General features: G+C 58.7%; 15 protein-coding genes and 1 pseudogene. 6 read left to right on the forward strand and 10 right to left on the reverse strand.

Going from position 1 to position 16,525, the window contains the following annotated elements:
- Positions 1-135: 135 nt before the first annotated feature.
- Positions 136-369 (forward strand): annotated as a pseudogene (locus tag HNI00_RS08220) (hypothetical protein); the annotation flags it as partial.
- Positions 370-719: 350 nt separating this feature from the next.
- Here HNI00_RS08220 and HNI00_RS08225 read toward each other — a convergent pair.
- Entirely contained in the window at positions 720-1,979 is a 1,260-nt protein-coding gene (locus HNI00_RS08225; RefSeq protein ID WP_316792359.1) for an inorganic phosphate transporter, read from the reverse strand.
- Between the two features lie 434 nt (positions 1,980-2,413).
- On the opposite strand from HNI00_RS08225, the gene HNI00_RS08230 reads away from it, so the two are divergent.
- The 3 genes from HNI00_RS08230 to HNI00_RS08240 all read left to right on the forward strand — a co-directional run bounded on the left by HNI00_RS08230 (position 2,414) and on the right by HNI00_RS08240 (position 5,169).
- On the forward strand, positions 2,414-3,010 hold the full coding sequence (locus tag HNI00_RS08230) for a hypothetical protein (RefSeq protein ID WP_316792361.1): 597 nt from the start codon (positions 2,414-2,416) through the stop codon (positions 3,008-3,010).
- Positions 3,011-3,405: 395 nt separating this feature from the next.
- The gene (locus tag HNI00_RS08235; RefSeq protein WP_297085114.1) at positions 3,406-3,930 is read left to right on the forward strand and encodes an RNA polymerase sigma factor; all 525 of its coding nucleotides are present in this window, start codon (positions 3,406-3,408) and stop codon (positions 3,928-3,930) included.
- A 291-nt stretch (positions 3,931-4,221) separates the two neighbouring features.
- Entirely contained in the window at positions 4,222-5,169 is a 948-nt protein-coding gene (locus HNI00_RS08240) for a phosphoribulokinase (protein ID WP_316792366.1), read from the forward strand.
- 430 nt (positions 5,170-5,599) lie between these two features.
- On the opposite strand, the gene HNI00_RS08245 is transcribed toward HNI00_RS08240, so the two are convergent.
- Entirely contained in the window at positions 5,600-6,574 is a 975-nt protein-coding gene (locus HNI00_RS08245; RefSeq protein ID WP_316792368.1) for a lysylphosphatidylglycerol synthase domain-containing protein, read from the reverse strand.
- Between HNI00_RS08245 and HNI00_RS08250 the strand changes: the two genes are divergently transcribed.
- Entirely contained in the window at positions 6,568-6,699 is a 132-nt protein-coding gene (locus tag HNI00_RS08250) for a hypothetical protein (RefSeq protein ID WP_316792370.1), read from the forward strand. The genes HNI00_RS08245 and HNI00_RS08250 overlap by 7 nt on opposite strands.
- Before the next feature lie 99 nt (positions 6,700-6,798).
- On the opposite strand, the gene HNI00_RS08255 is transcribed toward HNI00_RS08250, so the two are convergent.
- Positions 6,799-8,823, reverse strand: coding sequence for a CHASE2 domain-containing protein (locus HNI00_RS08255; protein ID WP_316792372.1), 2,025 nt, complete (start codon positions 8,821-8,823; stop codon positions 6,799-6,801).
- 90 nt (positions 8,824-8,913) lie between these two features.
- Here HNI00_RS08255 and HNI00_RS08260 point away from each other — a divergent pair, with 90 nt between their 5' ends.
- Positions 8,914-9,579 carry an HAD family hydrolase gene (locus HNI00_RS08260; protein ID WP_316792374.1) on the forward strand — a complete coding sequence of 222 codons (666 nt, stop codon included), beginning with the start codon at positions 8,914-8,916 and terminating at the stop codon, positions 9,577-9,579.
- 10 nt (positions 9,580-9,589) lie between these two features.
- On the opposite strand, the gene HNI00_RS08265 is transcribed toward HNI00_RS08260, so the two are convergent.
- The 7 genes from HNI00_RS08265 to HNI00_RS08295 all read right to left on the reverse strand — a co-directional run bounded on the left by HNI00_RS08265 (position 9,590) and on the right by HNI00_RS08295 (position 16,523).
- Complete coding sequence (locus HNI00_RS08265) at positions 9,590-10,588, reverse strand: FecR family protein (protein WP_316792375.1); 999 nt, start codon at positions 10,586-10,588, stop codon at positions 9,590-9,592.
- 149 nt (positions 10,589-10,737) lie between these two features.
- Positions 10,738-12,270, reverse strand: a complete 1,533-nt coding sequence (locus HNI00_RS08270) for a DUF6745 domain-containing protein (protein WP_316792377.1) — start codon at positions 12,268-12,270, stop codon at positions 10,738-10,740.
- Between the two features lie 21 nt (positions 12,271-12,291).
- Positions 12,292-12,633, reverse strand: coding sequence for a hypothetical protein (locus HNI00_RS08275; protein WP_316792378.1), 342 nt, complete (start codon positions 12,631-12,633; stop codon positions 12,292-12,294).
- 124 nt (positions 12,634-12,757) lie between these two features.
- Entirely contained in the window at positions 12,758-13,474 is a 717-nt protein-coding gene (gene rnc / locus HNI00_RS08280; RefSeq protein ID WP_316792379.1) for a ribonuclease III, read from the reverse strand.
- Between the two features lie 3 nt (positions 13,475-13,477).
- Positions 13,478-14,164 carry a pentapeptide repeat-containing protein gene (locus HNI00_RS08285; protein WP_316792384.1) on the reverse strand — a complete coding sequence of 229 codons (687 nt, stop codon included), beginning with the start codon at positions 14,162-14,164 and terminating at the stop codon, positions 13,478-13,480.
- A 242-nt stretch (positions 14,165-14,406) separates the two neighbouring features.
- The gene (locus tag HNI00_RS08290; protein ID WP_316792386.1) at positions 14,407-15,864 is read right to left on the reverse strand and encodes a DICT sensory domain-containing protein; all 1,458 of its coding nucleotides are present in this window, start codon (positions 15,862-15,864) and stop codon (positions 14,407-14,409) included.
- A 71-nt stretch (positions 15,865-15,935) separates the two neighbouring features.
- Positions 15,936-16,523, reverse strand: a complete 588-nt coding sequence (locus HNI00_RS08295) for a gluconokinase (protein WP_316792388.1) — start codon at positions 16,521-16,523, stop codon at positions 15,936-15,938.
- Positions 16,524-16,525 lie beyond the last annotated feature (2 nt).

Raw genomic sequence — 16,525 nt, forward strand, 5'->3', positions numbered from 1 at the left:
AATTTGCTGACGGCCTCGCCTTGGATTTTACATAAGACGGGGCGAAAGGGATAAAAATTTCTGTATGGGTTCATTGAAAATCCAGCCGCTTGACGAGTCGGATAGGATAGGGATATTCCTTTCCCACACCTGCTCATGGACGCTTTTGCTCTCGTGCCGCCCGACTGGACAGAGGCGGCAGTTCACGCCGTTGAGTTTTGTTGTCCAAGCTGCCGCTTGTCCTGCTCCGAAGCGCAGCAAGTGTGGATTAATCGGCGATCGCCCGTCTTTACCCACGACCATCGCCGTAAGTGGCAGGAATTTTATCACTGCGCCTGCGGGACTGCCTGGTGGGCCTGGAGCAGCGATCGCCCACCCACTGACCTCACGCCGCTAGAATCGCAGGGCGATCGCTCCAACACCACGCCGACCCTGTTTCCCGACTACCTGCTGGGCGGCTTTGACGACCTGCCCGACGTTTATCAAGGTGAATAGTTGCCAGGTGAATAGTTGCTAGGTGAATAGTTGCTAGGTGAATAGTTGAAGAGGCAGGGGAAGCAGATCCGTCACGCAGGAAGCCAGATTGCACTCCCTCTTCCGCCCTGTCCTCAAGATACAAGGGAGCGAGGACTCTTGTTCCCTCTCCTTTGGGAGAGGGCTAGGGTGAGGGCTGCAAGAAGCATAGGCACGAGAAGCATACTTCTGTTTAGCAACGCCAAAAGCTGCATTAAAAAGCTGCATCAATGCGTTAGGCTGATTAGCCCCCAAAAAATTGCAGCGGCCAGTCCGCCACAAAGCGGAATCGTGCCCACCCACGCCAGACCAATCTGGCGCACCATGCTCCAGTGAATCTGGCTGTTGCGCTGGGACAGACCAATCCCCACGACTGCGCCGACCAGCGCGTGGGACGTAGACACGGGCAGTCCCACCCGCGAGGCGATCAGTACGGTCGCGGCGGTGGCCAGTTCTGCACAGAGGCCGCTGCTGGGTCGCAGCGCGACAATGCCTTCGCCGATGGTGGCGATGACGCGGCCGCCCCACACCGCCAGCCCACCCACCATGCCCAGCGCCCCCAGCCCCAAAATCCACAGCGGTAGGATTGCCTCATCGCCAGCAGGCTGCGTCAGCTGGACAATTGTCGCCAAAGGCGCGATCGCATTGCCGACATCGTTTGAGCCGTGGGCAAAGGCGACGAAGCACGCGCTGATCAACTGGAATCGCGCCATGATCTGCTCGACGGGATTGGCCAGCTTGGCGGCAGTTGCCTCCCCATTTTCTTCGGTAGAATTTGGCGCATCAGACAACACCACCGGACGAGCGGCGATCGCGCTAAGGCCCAGAGTGGCGATCGCTCCGGTGGCCAGCGCCAGCGTGTGGGGCGGTAGGTTAATTTGGGCTGAAATGGCAGGTTGCAGCACAGGCAGCACAATCAGCCCAAACCCGCTGACCAGCACCAAACTCAGCCAGGGCAGCCATTCATAGGTCTGCTGGAGCGGCTGTGGAGCCTGCAAGATGCCGCGCCGCAGAACGGTATAAAACCCAGCGGCGATCGCCCCGCTGATTAGCGGCGTGACCAGCCAAGTGAGGGAAATTTGACCCAGCAGTGACCCTTTCACGGAATGCAGACCGGATGCCGCCCAGCCAAACCCGGCGATCGCTCCCACAACGGCATGAGACGACGCGACGGGCAGCCCCAGTCGCGTGGCCAGATTAAGCCACAGCCCGCAAGTCAGCAGCACAGACACCATACCCAGCACCAAAACCTGGGGCGTATCGGTGAACTGATCTGGACTGACCACGCCGCTGGCCAACGTGTCCACCACTCGTCGTCCAAACAGCACTGCTCCTGCAAACTCCAGCACTCCGGCGATCGCCAATGCCTGCCGCAGCGACACCGCTCCCGATCCAACCGACGTGCCCATTGAATTCGCCACATCGTTCGCGCCCAGGTTCCAGGCAACGTACAGGGCTAATCCACTGGCAATCACAATCCAAATCACGCTGCTTGCGCTCCACGCTACGGCTTAATGGCTTAACGGCTTAGCAATGACAAGACGGCTGTCTATGGGCGGTCAATCACTCCTCACGGACTTTCCAGCATCAATTCTTCTGAGTCGCGCCAAGAATGAAATAACTGGAAGCCCCGCAGATGCCCGCCCCCCGTCCAAAATCACCCAAGCCAAAATCAAGCAGGACTTATGCACTTGCAATACGCTTTCTGCTTTCTGGATTTTGGACAATTTCTTGCAGGCGCAGCCCGCGAGAAATTGTCCAACTGCGTAAGTCCTAATCAAGAATCGGTACAATTCCTGACCTCGAAATATTCCGACAACATTATTGAGAATTGCAAATAAACCCCTCTTAAGCTCTCACAATTTCAGGATTCAGCGTTAACGTAAGGGGCAGTTTCTCCCTCGTGTCTCTGGGTTTCGGCGTGACTCGAAAAACCAAGTCAGCCCGTAAGTCGTCTTCGAGCAGCGTAACCTCTCCGGCTGCGGTGCCTCGGCGATCGCTCAAGCGGGCGAGTCAGGCGTTGACTGCGCTCCCCGACAAACCCCCCGAACCGGCAAAGGAATGGTCAATTCGAGAGGCGATCGCCCTGCTGCAAGACGTGATCCTCGCTGCCCTCGACAAGGGCTATAGCCAGGAAGATGTGGCTGCGCTGCTCAACCAGGCAGGGATTCCCGTCTCCCCGTCGTCTTTGCGCTATTACCTGACCCGGCTCAAGCAGTCGGCTGCATCTCGGACTGCGCCCGTTCGCTCCAAGACTGCTGGACAGAAACCCAAACAGCGGGCCCGTGCGATCGCCCCCGCCACACCTGCGATCTCACCACCCCCAGACCCCGCACCCCCCGCAGAAGCCCCTGCAAACCGCCCCCCTGCAAACCACGCCGCCGCAAACCGTTCTGTCGAAAATGTCATCGCCTACTTGCTCGATGAACCCGAAACACCACCGCTAAGAGCAACCGATATCGCTCCAACTCAGGAGTCGTCAACCTCCGGGCAAAAACGCAAAAAGCGAAAGAGATAACCTTGTTACTGTTTTGCTGAACGCGGGCGCGAACGGGTCACAGCGTCCCTCAGACATCCCGTTCCCTGCCAAAGGAATAGCCTTGCCTCAGCAGCGAGACTGTGAAGAAGAGGCGGCGTTGACACGGCAAAAAGCAAACCAATCAAGATTGGATCAGGAAAATTGATAGAAATTGTTCGCTTTTGGATACACTAAGTTATCCACTTTGCAACCCCCACTGCAACCTGCTCAATTGGGAATCGCCGACTCTAAGAACAGCGTACGAATAGCGTACGTATGGCGTACGAATAGCGTACGAATAGAACTGCTGAATAGAGCGGTGAATCGATTCTGATTACCTCTGCCCCTCTGCCTGACCGCAGAAACACTCGCTCATTGACCCAACCTTTACCACTATGACTACCACCAAAAAACGCCTTCCTGGCACCGTCCTGGTTCAGCAAGAATCCATCGAACAGGCCACCAGTCTGCTGGAACAACTCCCCGAAAAGCCCAAAGAAGTTTGGTCTCTGCGGGAAGCCATCGACCTGCTGCAAGACTCCATTTCAACAGCGCTCGACCGTGGCTATAGCCACGAGGAAATTGCTGCGCTGCTGGCCGATAAGAACATCAAAATCAGCGTCTCTTCCCTCAAGCGCTATCTGGCTTCCACCAAAAAGGACAAATCGGGCACCGCAGGCAAAACTCGCCGCCGCCGCAGCACCGCCGTTCAGAAAAAAGCCGTGACCGAGGCTGCTGCCGCGCTGCCAGAGGTCGAACCTGCCGCGTCCGAAGAACCCGCTGCCACCCCCAAAAAGCGCGGCCCCCGCACCAGCAGCACGCGCAGCACTACCGCCGCCAAAACCAAGTCTCCCCGCACTTCGACCAAGACGAAGACCACTTCTACAACCTCGACTCGCGGCCGCAAAAAGCAGGCTTAGGAAAGGCGGGAAACATCCGCAACAATGCAATACACTTCTGTGGGTCAGTGTCTCTGCGGGATCAACGTTTCGCAGGTATTTTCTATTGGGTTGCAGCAATTTTGTACATTTGCTACTGTTCACGCTACCTCTCAAAAGGAACGTTGCAAAATCTTACCTATCTCCGCAGAAGCCTTGCGCTGAGTCCCCCAGACGCTAATAATTGGGGCTATTCGTGAACTCGATCGCCTAGCTTCGGTCACTGGCGCAAAGCGTTGGTGGGGGCTAGTGATTGCGCTTTTAGGAGGCTCCATGTCCCACCGACCCATCATCCTTGGCATTGTTGGCGATAGTGCCGCTGGAAAGACGACGTTGACTCGCGGCATCGCGCAGGTGCTCGGCGAGAACGATGTGACCGTCATCTGCACCGACGACTATCACCGCTACGATCGCAAACAGCGGGCTGAATTGGGAATTTCTGCCCTGCATCCCGACTGCAACTATCTCGACATCATTCAGCAGCACCTCTCGCTGCTGCGGACGGGACAGCCGATTTTGAAGCCGATTTATAACCACAGCAGCGGCACCTTCGACCCACCAGAGTATATCAAACCCAAGCGATTTGTAATTGTGGAAGGGCTGCTGGGCTATGCCACGCGAGGAATGCGCGACAGCTACGATGTCAAAGTTTATTTGGCTCCGCCGGAAGACCTGCGCCACACCTGGAAGATAAACCGCGATACCCGCAAGCGTGGCTATACCCGTGAGCAAGTCATCAAGCAAATCCAGCAGCGCGAACCAGACTCAGAAGCCTTTATCCGCCCGCAGCGGCAGTGGGCTGATGTCGTGGTGAGCTTCTATCCGCCCAGCGACAACTTAACGCAGGATGAACTGCTGCTGGCGGTGCGGCTGGTGCTGCGTCCCACGATTCCCCATCCAGATTTCAGCAGCATTATTGGCGACGGAGAACATGCAGGCGGTGCGGTGCGGCTGGGGCTAGACCGCGACATGGGCAAGCCTGTGGACGTAATGGAGATCGATGCCCACGCTACCGCAGAGCAGGTGCGAGATCTGGAGCGCAGCCTGTGCCAGGAAGTGCCCTACTTGGGTCAGTTTTGCAGTCTGGAGGGCAATCCTGGAATTGGCAAGCTGATTGGCACGACTGGAGAGACGCTGCAAAGCTATCCACTCGCTATTACTCAACTGCTGATTACTTATCACATGCTGAAGGCCGCGAACGTTTCTGCAAACGTTGCCTGAGGGTGGGATTCTAAGTGGGATTCTAAAAAATCAGGAAATTTTGGTTCGCGAGATCCATTCTGATTTGACCTCCGTATTTGTGTCTAGAGCGCCAACCCCTCCCCTGGATAGGCGTTATAGGCGTTTTTATCAGCCAAAAGTCCTCTCACAAACGTTTCCATAAACATTCTCACAGGCGTTCCCCTAGGCATTCTCGTAGGCATTCGCATGAAAATTTCATAGACATTCTCACGAGCATTCTCATTTGCCACTGGCAGAGGTCAATAGCCGCATCAGCGTGAACAACGGTCGATGCGTGGTGCTGGATGCACAGGGTCGCCGCTGCCCATAGCACGCTCCCGCCTGCATCTAGTCGTCTTGGCGAAACAATTCTGGCTGCTGCTGGGGTTGAAAGATGATTACCGAGCGATCGCCCGTCTGGGTTGCCCTGCTAGTGTGGACGCTGGACTCCCAGTTCCCGCCATGCCAGCGCCGCGCCGATGGCCTCTGCCAGCGTGCTGATCAGCCGATAGAGGGCGACAACGCTGAGCAGAATGGCGGGCGCAAGCTGGTTGCCCAGGAGGGCGATCGCTGTTGCCTCGAACACGCCAATGCCGCCCGGTGCGCCAGGAATCACTAGCCCCAGCAGCCACGCAAAGCTGAACCCGCTGATCAGCGGCAGCCATTGGGCCGGCGCAACGGGCTGCAAGGCCAGGGCGATCGCCACGAACCCCAGCCCCCGCAGCGCCACAAACAGGAGTTCTCCCAGCAGCGGACGCAGGGGATAGCGCTTGAGCTGCCAGGGTTTAGCCTCAGATGGCACAAAAGACGGCACAGAAGACGGCGCGGAATCTGCCAAATCTGCGGCGGCATCAGCCGTCTTTTTTCCCCTGCCCTTGAGCCGCCGCAGCACGGCCAGCACTGGATTTAACACGCGGGGATGCACGCCTGCCAGCACGATGACCAGACTCAGCGCCTGCACGCTCCAGTTTGCCTGCCGAATTCCCACTAGCCCCAGCATCAGGGCCGCCGCCGCCATCAGCAGCGGTTCCAGCAGCACGCTGAGGGTCGCCGCACCCAGGGAAATGCCGCGCTCCTGCGACGCGACCACCCGCCCATAGAGATGCCAGACGTTTCCCGGCAGATACTTGGCAATGTTGGTTTTCAGGTAAGTGCGCGTGGCCCACAGCGCCGGAACGGGCTGAGCCAAATCGCCCAAAATCCAGCCCCAGACCCAACCCGTCCAGAGATGGGCGATGAGGGTGATTAGCAGGGCGATCGCCAACAGCCCCCAGCCCGCCCCCTCGATCCGAATCTGCGCGACCTCTGCCCAGTGTCGCCGCACCGCCTGCGCCAAAAAGAACAGCGCCCCGCCGAAAATGGCCCAGCGGAGGAAATCTTTGGGGCGGAGGTTTATAGATGGCATTGGGGAAGAAGGAAGAGGGAAGAGGGAAGAACGAAGAGGGAAGAAGGAAGAACGAAGAGGGAAGAAGGAAGAAGGAAGAACGAAGAGGGAAGAAGGAAGAAGGAAGAACGAAGAGGGAAGAATAGGTTTTCGGTTTTCGGTTTTCGGTTTTCGTTCTTCGTTTTTCGTTCTTCGTTCTTCGTTTTTTGGTTTTCGTTCCATCATCTCATCATCCCTTCCCCCCCTTAACTCCGCATCTCCTCGAACCCCTTGAACGCCCGCAGCCGTTCGTGGACGGTGTGATACAACGTTGGGTCGTCGCCTTTGAAGCCCACTAAGCTGTAGAGCATTACTTTCTCGTCTTTGCGCCCTTTGAGTTCCTGTGCGCCGATGGGGACGACTTCCACCTGATCTTGCACTAGGGCGTAGAGCGAGTCGGTGATCAGGATGTCTGTCCAGAAGTTGCGGGTGAGGGCTTCGACGCGGCTGGCAATGTTCACGGCATCGCCAATCAGGGCAAATTCGCGGCGGCGGATGGAGCCGATGTCTCCGGCGATCGCCTCGCCAAAGTTGATCCCCACGCCGTTGAACAGGATCGGTTTGCCTGCCCGCTGCCACTCGGCTTGCAGAGCGGAGAGCGATCGCCGCATCGCCAGCGCCGCCCGAATCGAGTTCAGCGCATCGGTTTCTGCACCGTGGGAAATGGGCGAGCCAAACTCCGCCATAATCGCGTCGCCGATGAACTTGTCAATCGTGCCGCCCGCCGCCAGGATTGCCTCCACCATTGCATTCAGGTATTCGTTGAGCTGCTCAAGCAATGCTTCTGGCTCTAGCTCCAGCGAGAGCGTGGTGAAGCTGCGAATGTCGCAAAACATCACCGCCGCCTGCACCCGCCGCCCTTTTAGGAGGGATTGAAAATCGCTGGAATGGTGCGTCAAAATTTCCTGCACGATGGGCGCGGCGACGTAGCGCTCCAGGGTGGTTCGCAGGCGACGACGCTCAAGCTGGGTATGGATCGTGCCCGTGGTGAGGCAAGTAGCGCCGCTGAGGAAGAGGCCCAAGCAGGGCACGGCTACGGGCCAAATCTGCTGACCTGCGGTGAAGCTGAGGTAGCCGATCGTGCCCCAGAGGGCGATCGCCCCCACCGCCAGACTCATCTGCATCACGGGCTGCCGAATCAGCGCCATCAGCGCCAGCCCGCCGCCCCCCACCAGCGCCAGCACAAACCAGCCCCGCCCCTGCGCCGTCGGCAAAGCGTTCTGGATCACGCGGTCTTGCATCAGCGTGGCGATGGCATTGGCGTGAATTTCCACCCCCGGCATCGTTTCCGAAAAGGGCGTGGGAATAAAGTCATTGCCGACATCGTTGGACAGCGGCCCAATCAGCACGATTGCATCTCGAAACGTCCCCTGGCGCTGGTGAACGGCCCAGTTTGTGGGGTCGAGGACATGCCAGAAGGGAACCCGCCGAAACGTCGTCGGCGGCCCGTAGTAGAAAATGTCGCCCGTGGTCACCGCCGGAATTTCAAGCTGGGCCGCCCGCAGCGTCGCCACTGCAAAGGAATCCAGCCCCTCGCCCAGGCCCTGGGGTTGCAGCACTTCGGCAATCAGATTGTCTGACAACTGGTACACCCGCTTGTCGGCATCGCGCAAAAAGTTAATCAGCCCAATTTGCGTCATCGCCGCGCCAAAGTCGGGATTGGGCATGACGATCTGGCTTTGCTCGCCGCCGTCGGGCGTGCCAAACACCTCATAGTTTGCCGCCAGCACCGCCCGCCCCGGATGCCGCCGGAGCGCCGCCGCAAGCTGGCGATCGTCCTCAGCCCCATAGAGGCTGGGATCGGTCAGCACCAGATCGACCGCCACTGCCCGCGCTCCGTTGTTTAGCAGCCGATCGATCACTTGGGCATAGGCTGCCCGCTGCCAGGGCCAAATTTCAATCGGGGCCAGTTCGGGATAGCGGTCGGGGTCTGCCTGCACGTCTGCTCCCCGTGCTAGCGATTCCTGATCGATCGCCAGAATTACGATATTGGCAGGTGGCTCTAGCTGGCCCCGCAGCCGAAAGAACAACACCTGCGCCTGTCGCTCCATCCACTGCACCGTGCCTAGGTCAACGCCCGTGGCGATCGCCCCCGTCACCGCCCACAGGCCAATTAGCCCATAGCCCAACACCTGCCAGGGCGATCGCGCTAGGGGTGCTTGGTCTGCCGGGGTCGTTTCGGAACGCAGCGCAGGCGAGGGTCGAACGCGGCGCAGTGGTTTGAAAAACATGGTGAATCACCCTTAACCGTAGAATGAGAGCGGCCTCGTGTCGTGCGATCGCCATTTGCCCAACGAAGGACACCCAGCAGAATCATCCGCATGATCAAAGCCATCATTTTTGACCTGGATAACTGCCTCAGTGCGGCTGATGAACCCGGAGCCGAACTCCTAGAGCCTGTATTTGACGCAATTCGGCAAGCCAATCAGGGAACCTTGCCCGACGACGTGCTGGAAGCCGCGCTGGGCGACTGCTGGTATCATGCGCTCGACTTTGTGGCCAAGAAACACGGCTTCTCAAACGAGATGCTGGCGGCGGGGCAGGCCGTAATTTCGCAAACTCGCGTCAGCACGCCGATGCGGGGCTATGGCGATCTGCACGTCCTAGCAGAACTGCGGGGTGACCCGCTGCCGATGCTGTTTCTAGTTACGTCGGGCTTTCGCCAGCTTCAGGACAGCAAGATTAAGGCGCTGAGCATGGAGCAGCCTTTCGAGCAGTGGTTTACCGGGCTCTACATCGATGCAGTTGATGACCCCAACCGCACTAACAAACAGGACATTTTTCAAGCCATCCTAAACGCCCATCAGTTCTGCCCTGCTGAGGCGCTGGTGGTAGGGGACAATCCTGACTCGGAACTGGCCGCGGGCGATCGCCTTGGCATCCCCACGGTGCAAATTCTCCGTCCCGGCGTGGTCCCCACCAATCTTGCGACCCATCACATCCGCACCCTGCACGAACTCAAAGCACTCGTTGCAACCCAGACCTAGAACACCAGCCCTAGAAAAACGGTATCCGCAGTCCCGGCACAGGCAGCCCCGGCACGCCCGGCAGCGATAGCCCCGGATAGATCCGCTGAAGCGTACTCTGAATCGCAGCGTACCCCGGCAGCGATTGCAAATAGCCGTTGAACAGGCTGCCCGACAGAATTGCGTTAATTTCTTCCAGCGTGATGTCTTCGACGGGGCCCAGGGGCGAGCCGCGCCGCGTGGCGACCTTTTGCCCCGCCGACAGCACGACCGTATTCTGTGGATCGGCTGACTCTGTAACCGGACTGGGCAAAGGATTGGGCGAAGGACTGGGCGAGGGGCTAGGGCTGGGCCGGGTGGACGGAATCCCTAGGCTGGGTCTGCGAGGCAGCGAAAGCTGTTTAGTGCTTCGCCGAAAGCGCGATCGCCGTTCTAGCCGCTCCATCAGGGAACTGGGTTCTATAAAGCCAGCCTCGTTCTTCGTCACCACGACCTCACCTTCCAGCACCTTGATTTCCTCTCGCCCGTCGTCGTCTACCTCCAAAATGTAGGTCGTGCCGCGCACCCCCGCCGTTACAGACGACGTGCAACCGTTTACCGCGCCATTCACCAGCAGCACACCACGCTGAAGCTGAGCGCATTGCCCCACCGTCAGCACCGAGTTATTGGACAGCCGCGCTACAGCCCCAGTATTAAAATTGACCTGGGCACGGGCCCGACCCGTCCGCACCTGCTGCCCTCGATTGGCCACATCGTTGACCCGCGCCTGCCGATTTTGAATAAACACCTGATTGCCGTCCAGCACTTCTGTAATGGTGCCGCGCGTGACGCTGGTCTGCGCCTCCGACACCTGCGCCACTGTCCCTATCACCAGCACCACCCAAAACCCGATCAGCAGGCTCGACACGAAGCGCCGCCGCAGCCCGAAAATTTGCCCGAAAACTCGTCCCAAAACTTGCCCGAAAACCTGACCCGAAACCTGACCCGAAACCCGTTCCAGAAACCCGATCGAGGATTTTCGATAAGGCATGATTGCACCTGCACATCTACAAGAACTCCACTGATCCATTCAGGCATTTGCCAGGGGATTCCGTGAAAAACTTCCGTAAATTTTGGGAGATGCTTCAGTAAAATTTTGGATGTTTTTTACACTGCGATCGCCATTTTGCGATCGGTGGCTCAGGTTTCAATGGCAAAGTCGGTTGGGTCGATGTCCCAGTTGACCCAGCGGGCGGCTTCGCGGGCGGTTCGCAGGGTCGGCGGCACGCGAAGGACGTGAATTTTCTGGGTGCTGGGACAGGTCATCTGGAGCAGCAAAAACGGCTCTACGTCTGGATGAGTCGAGATGCTGCAAAGCACGTACTCGCGCCAGAAATCGACGCTGCGAGACTGGAGTGTGCGGGCGATGCGCTCATAGCCCATGCCTTGAATCAAAATTTGGCGCAGGGTTGCGTTGGTTTCTTGGAGGAGCCAGCGGGGCTGCCAGTGGGCAATGGGGGTCTGTCCATACTTGGGCGGCAGGAAAACCCCGTGGTGTGCATAGAGGCGTGCGCCATCGGCAAAGGCAAGGGCAGGCTGTCCGTCTGCGTGGAAGCAGCCCTGGCGATCGCACTTGAGGCAGATGGGGCGATCGCCCACCCAGCAGGTTCGTCCCCCTGCGATGACATAGCCTGTGGATTCCATCAGTTGGCGCAGCGCCCTCCAGCGCACTGGGTCAGGCTGATAGCCCAGTTCCGCCTCGCAAAAATCCAGCATCGTGAAATAGGGAGCCAGCAGGCTAATTTCCAGAGAGAATCGTGCTAGCAACTGAGCGTTACGCCATGAGCCGTTGGATAGCACAAATCGCCTTTGAGCCTCCGTCCAAAGGCGTTGATCAGCTCGTCGAGCCTGCGCCTGCCAGGCCTCAAACTCACGACGATTCAAAAAGTCTCTGGCGAAGTGCGAGCTATAAAGTTCATCCTGGGGGCGATCGCTATTAATGCAGATCTGCCAGACGGCTCGCAACACCGGCTCCGGAAGCTGCCAGTGGAGTCTCTGAAATTCCCACAGTATCCAGACTTGCCAGAAGTTAATCCCGTGCAGGAGCGATCGCCAGTCCGTGCCAACCCAATCAGCCACTTGCCGCCATTTGGGGTCAGCTTGCGTCCTAGGGCTGCGGAACCCCGACTGATAGACAGAGCGCTCGGTACATTTCAGAAAATGGCGATCGCAGACTTGGGTCACCAGAGCGCTCACAGACGAACACAAAACGCCCAACAAAAACATTGCGGCAATTCCAGCAGGCAGCGTTCCCCATAGGGTAATGCGGGTCAGCAGCCTGAGAGAATCATCCACTGCTTTTCCTTCAAGTTCAGACACCACAGCAGTCAGCAGACCCCTGATAAACACCACCGCCCCGCCGCCCCAGATTGTGCCGACGACGATTGCTACCCCTATTGTTGATACCCACTCTTCCCAGTTAGAGCGCATTTTTTGCAATCGCTGGCCCAGCGGGCGATAGGTCAGCGCATCGGTCATCGCGCTGATCACCCCTGGGCACACCACAACATTAGGGGCTGGCTGCCCAAACGCCGCATAAAACTCCAGCACGCGCTCTGTCACCTGCTGGGCATCGACGGGTTGCGTTGTATGGGCCAGGTCAACCCACGTTTGGCGGCAAGCTTGCAAGCGCGATCGCTGTTCAGGCGTAAGTGGAGCAAGCAGATTGGTCATACCTGAAGTAATTTCGCTCGGCTAATCTTCCACGGAACGAAAAACGATCTGCTGCTGTTCCGTTCCCACATACTCGCGCTGAATCCGAACCTGCCAAAGGCCCATTGGAATATCAATCGGCTTGTGTTCTTCGTGGACTAATCGGGCAGACTCCGACCGGACACTGAGATACAACGTACCGTGGCGTTCGTATAGCTCCGCCTCGCCGTCCGTAATGCGGTGTCGATGTCCAGTCACCTCTCCTTCTGCCAGCGTCAAATGGTTCAGTCTTTGCGCTCGGTCTAACGGGGCGGGTTGCCGCTGTGCCAACTCGCCGGACTCCACAGGGGTCAAAATCACATCACCCTGGCGAATCGGATTCATACCACTTCCTCCAAATCAAAATTCTCGAAACCTGCGGCGCAAGTTTCAAGCACCTGTTTCAAGCACCTATTGAGTGCAGGCGGAAGGGTTATGCCTCTGGCTGAATGCGATGGGTCTCATCCAGCTAAATCGGAGGCTGTTGGCTTAGCTTGAGATAGGCCTGTTGTGCCGCCGCCTGCTCCGCTGCTTTTTTAGACTGGCCCTTCCCGATTCCCACGCACTGATCTTGAATCCAAACCTCTGCGACAAAGCGCTCCGGATCGCCGTAGTCTTGCCCTACTTCGGTCACGCGATATTCTGGCAGGGCGCGATAGCGACTTTGGGTGATTTCTTGCAGTGCGCCTTTGTGATTTTGGCGGGTGGGGTCTTGGGCAATGTCAGCGGCGATCGCCCGGAAGTGGCCATCCAGCCACGGGCGAATCAGACTGAGATCCTGGGTGCTGAGGTAAAACGCCGCCACCATTGCCTCTAGCGCGTCCGCCAGACGGGTTTCTCTGCCCACCGGGTTTGCATAGGCAGCGGCTCCCATCAGCAAGTAGCGCTCCAGGTTGTACTGATCAGCGATGGTAGCCAACGTGCGATCGCTCACCATGATGCCCCGAAACGCCGACAGTTCCCCCTCCGACTGCTTGGGATATAGCTCATACAGCAGTTCCGCCGCCGCCAGCTTCACCACCGCATCGCCCACAAACTCTAGGCGCTCATAGTTCTTGCTAGCCGAAGCCGTCGCATGGGTCAGCGCCTGATCCAGCAGCCCCAAGTCCACCGGAGCCATTGCAGACAGCCCCAGCTTTTGCATCAACCCACGCAGCTTCGTTTCACGAGAAGGATGGAGAACCATTTGTCACGCTTCCCTTGTCCCTCGTCCCTCTTCGTTCTTCGTTCTTCCCTCTTCGTTCTTCCCATCCAGCCTCGTCCCCCGCACGCAGGCCCCCGACAGATTTGCCCCGTCCAGGTTCGCGCCTTCTAGTTCAGCGCAGAGCAGGTTTGCACCGACCGCGTTGGCTCCGGCCAGGTTCGCATCCTGGAGGTCGGCAGATTCCAGGTTCGCCTCGGTTAGCACTGCGCCTTGCAGGTTCGCCTGCCGCAGGTTGGCATGTTGCAAATTGGCGTTGCTGAGGTTTGCGCCGCGCAGGTCTGCCCCGCGCAGATCGACCCCGCTCAGGTTCACGCCCATCAGGTTTGCGCCGCTGAGGAATGCGCCCGTGAACACGGCACGGGTGAGGTTTGCCTGCATCAGGTTTGCGCCGCGCAGGTTGCTGCCGCGCAGGTCGGCCTCGCTGAGGTTGGTCTGCATCAGGTTTGCGCCGAGAAAATTGGCCCGCAGGTCGGCGCGGCTGAGGTCACAGCCCATCAGGTTTGCCCCGTCGAGCCGCGCCCCGCCTAGCTTGGCGACGGTGAGGCTGGCTCCGGTGAGGTTGGCTCCGGCCAAGTTTGCCCGCGACAGGTCTGCGCCTGCCAAGTCTTCGTCTTGCAGGTCGGCTCCTGCAAGCTGCTTCAGGGTTCCGGCGTGGATTTCTTTGATGTTCATGGGCGGTTCAGAGCGTTCAAACCGGGACGTGATGCAAAGGGGGACAGGATGCAAACCGGGGCACTATGCAAATTGGGCACGATGCAAATTGGGCACGATGCAAATTGGGCACTATGCAAATTGGGCACGATGCAAATTGGACACTATGCAAATCGGACATGATGCAAACCGGACATGATGCAAACCGAGACATGATGCGAATTGGACACTGTGCAAACCAGAACCCTGTGCAACCCAGGAGGTTAAGGCGCTTCGACAGGGCTGGCGGGCCGCGACAGCCCCAGCACATCCTCCTCCGAGTGGGAATCGAGTAGCCACAGTCCAGAGGCGATTTTGGGCAATGTCGCAGGCAGGCTGAGTCCTTGCTGGATTCCGGCAATCAGCAGCGACAGCGTTTCCACCAGCTTGGGGTCCCATTGCTGGCCCTGTTCGGCTTTACACTGTTCGAGGGCAGTGGTCAGGTTTTGCAGGGGGTCGGCGCTGGGCTGGGCATTGAGCCGGGTGACGTGGGCTTGAAAGGCGATCGCCAGCCCCAGGATTCTCGACTCTAGGGGAATTTCGTCGCCGCGTAGCCCGGCCGGATAGCCCTGCCCGTCCCAGCGTTCGGTGTGGTGAGTGAGGATGGTGGCGATCGCCTTCAGACGGTTCATCCGCCGCAGCAATTGGGTTCCCGGAATCAGCGGACAGGACAGGGGCACCGTCGCGTCTTCGTCATACCGAGACGACGCGCCCGGACTTAGCACGGGCCCCCCCGACTCGATCCGCGCAATGCGGTGCAGCAGGCTGGCCAACTGGAGCCGATGAAGCTGCCAAGCGGGGAGGTCGAGCAAATTCCCCATCGCCTCGGTGAGCGTGGCCACTTCGGCGGCCGCCATCGGGTTGCTGAGGTCTGTCAGGTCGATCAGTTGGGCAATTCGCAAATAGGCTTGCAGTTCGTTGGAAATCAGGTTGTCGTTGACCGAGAAGCGATCGCGAAACTCCGCCTGCGGATCTGCCGCCTGATGGGTTTGCAGATAGTCCACCACCCGCGTCACGATGTCGCCCAGGTTGTCGGCTGTGGGGGAGCCGCAGAGCGCGTCGGCCTGCTGCACTTGGGCGGCGATCGCGCTGAGTTGCTGGGTCAACTGCTGCTGAAGCTGGGGGTTATAGCGGCCAATGTGGGCGATCGCCAGTTCTGCCGTTTCCAGCACCAGCGACGGCTCAAAGGTCCACAGTCCATAGAACTTGCGCTCTAGGTCGTGGGTCGGCACGCCTGCTTTGAGATAGTCTGCTTCCGCCAACTCCTGACACAGCACCATCGCCGTATAGTCTGGCGAAACGATAATCAAATGCCACTCCTGCGCCACTGGGTCGGCATCCTCCAGGCTGACCAGCGCCACGTTGTCCCGCTGGCTGGTGGGGTGTTCGGCAAAGCCCGCATCGTCTGCTGCCAGAATCACGATCTGCGGAGACTTTTCGGCGATCTGCCCGTAGCGGTCGGCTTCCTGCAAATACCACTTGCCCCGCTGAAACGCCGTAATCATCAGCGGCGAGTAGTCATGCTCCAAAATCGAGTCTTCTAGCGCGTGGCACAGGGCGACGAGCGTGTTTTTGTAATAAACCCCAAAGTTGAGCGGGCGCTTGCCCTGAGACTGGCTCCCTTGGTGAGCATCCCTCAGGTGAGCATCCCTCAACTGTTGCAAGATTGATCCGGTTAGCATCCTGGCGATTGGCGGTGGTGCAAGACTTCTTGCTTCGATTCTCGCAGACTTTTCCGGTTCATAGGAAATCTCTATGGGTCGCGTTTGGGACTCTCTGGGTTGAGGCGCTGCCACCAGGGGAGATTGAGAGCCGGAAACTGCTGGGTTGCCTGACGGAGCCAGTCTGCCACGATGGCATCGGGGGGCAACCTGCCGTCGATTCGGATGACGGCCTCTTCGGCAGACACAGGCTCAAAGGCAGCAAGCTGGCTATTTAGCATTTCCAGCTTCATGTAGTGGTTTAGGCGATTGGATAGCCGCCGCTCTAGCTCTGCGGGGGGCACATCCAGCCAAACCAACTGTACCCCACCGGGCGCGGCGAGTTGGGTACGGTAGGCCCGCTTGAGGGCAGAGCAGGTAATTACGGTTTCGCGGCGGAGGGCGATCGCCCGCTGAATGTCGTCCTGCATATCCAGCAACCACTGGCGGCGATCGCCCTCGTCGAGCGGAATCTGGGCCTGCATTTTGGCAATATTGGCTGGGGAATGGCGGCGATCGCCCTCCAGAAAATCGCACTCTAGCCACTGCGCCAGCCGCCGCCCCACGACGGTCTTGCCGGAACCTGCGACACCCATGACGATCCAGACGATGGGGAATTGGGGCATGGATTGAAGCCTCATAG

Origin of the sequence: Thermoleptolyngbya oregonensis NK1-22 (genome assembly GCF_032705245.1) — a bacterium.
GTDB lineage: Bacteria > Cyanobacteriota > Cyanobacteriia > Elainellales > Elainellaceae > Thermoleptolyngbya > Thermoleptolyngbya sichuanensis.

Coding starts and splice junctions, on each gene's coding strand:
- HNI00_RS08235 (WP_297085114.1), top strand. CDS start 3,406: ATGACTACCACCAAAAAACGCCTTCCTGGCACCGTCCTGGTTCAGCAA.
- HNI00_RS08240 (WP_316792366.1), top strand. CDS start 4,222: ATGTCCCACCGACCCATCATCCTTGGCATTGTTGGCGATAGTGCCGCT.
- HNI00_RS08250 (WP_316792370.1), top strand. CDS start 6,568: ATGGCATTGGGGAAGAAGGAAGAGGGAAGAGGGAAGAACGAAGAGGGA.
- HNI00_RS08245 (WP_316792368.1), bottom strand. CDS start 6,574: ATGCCATCTATAAACCTCCGCCCCAAAGATTTCCTCCGCTGGGCCATT.
- HNI00_RS08255 (WP_316792372.1), bottom strand. CDS start 8,823: ATGTTTTTCAAACCACTGCGCCGCGTTCGACCCTCGCCTGCGCTGCGT.
- HNI00_RS08260 (WP_316792374.1), top strand. CDS start 8,914: ATGATCAAAGCCATCATTTTTGACCTGGATAACTGCCTCAGTGCGGCT.
- HNI00_RS08265 (WP_316792375.1), bottom strand. CDS start 10,588: ATGCCTTATCGAAAATCCTCGATCGGGTTTCTGGAACGGGTTTCGGGT.
- HNI00_RS08270 (WP_316792377.1), bottom strand. CDS start 12,270: ATGACCAATCTGCTTGCTCCACTTACGCCTGAACAGCGATCGCGCTTG.
- HNI00_RS08275 (WP_316792378.1), bottom strand. CDS start 12,633: ATGAATCCGATTCGCCAGGGTGATGTGATTTTGACCCCTGTGGAGTCC.
- rnc (WP_316792379.1), bottom strand. CDS start 13,474: ATGGTTCTCCATCCTTCTCGTGAAACGAAGCTGCGTGGGTTGATGCAA.
- HNI00_RS08285 (WP_316792384.1), bottom strand. CDS start 14,164: ATGAACATCAAAGAAATCCACGCCGGAACCCTGAAGCAGCTTGCAGGA.
- HNI00_RS08290 (WP_316792386.1), bottom strand. CDS start 15,864: ATGCTAACCGGATCAATCTTGCAACAGTTGAGGGATGCTCACCTGAGG.
- HNI00_RS08295 (WP_316792388.1), bottom strand. CDS start 16,523: ATGAGGCTTCAATCCATGCCCCAATTCCCCATCGTCTGGATCGTCATG.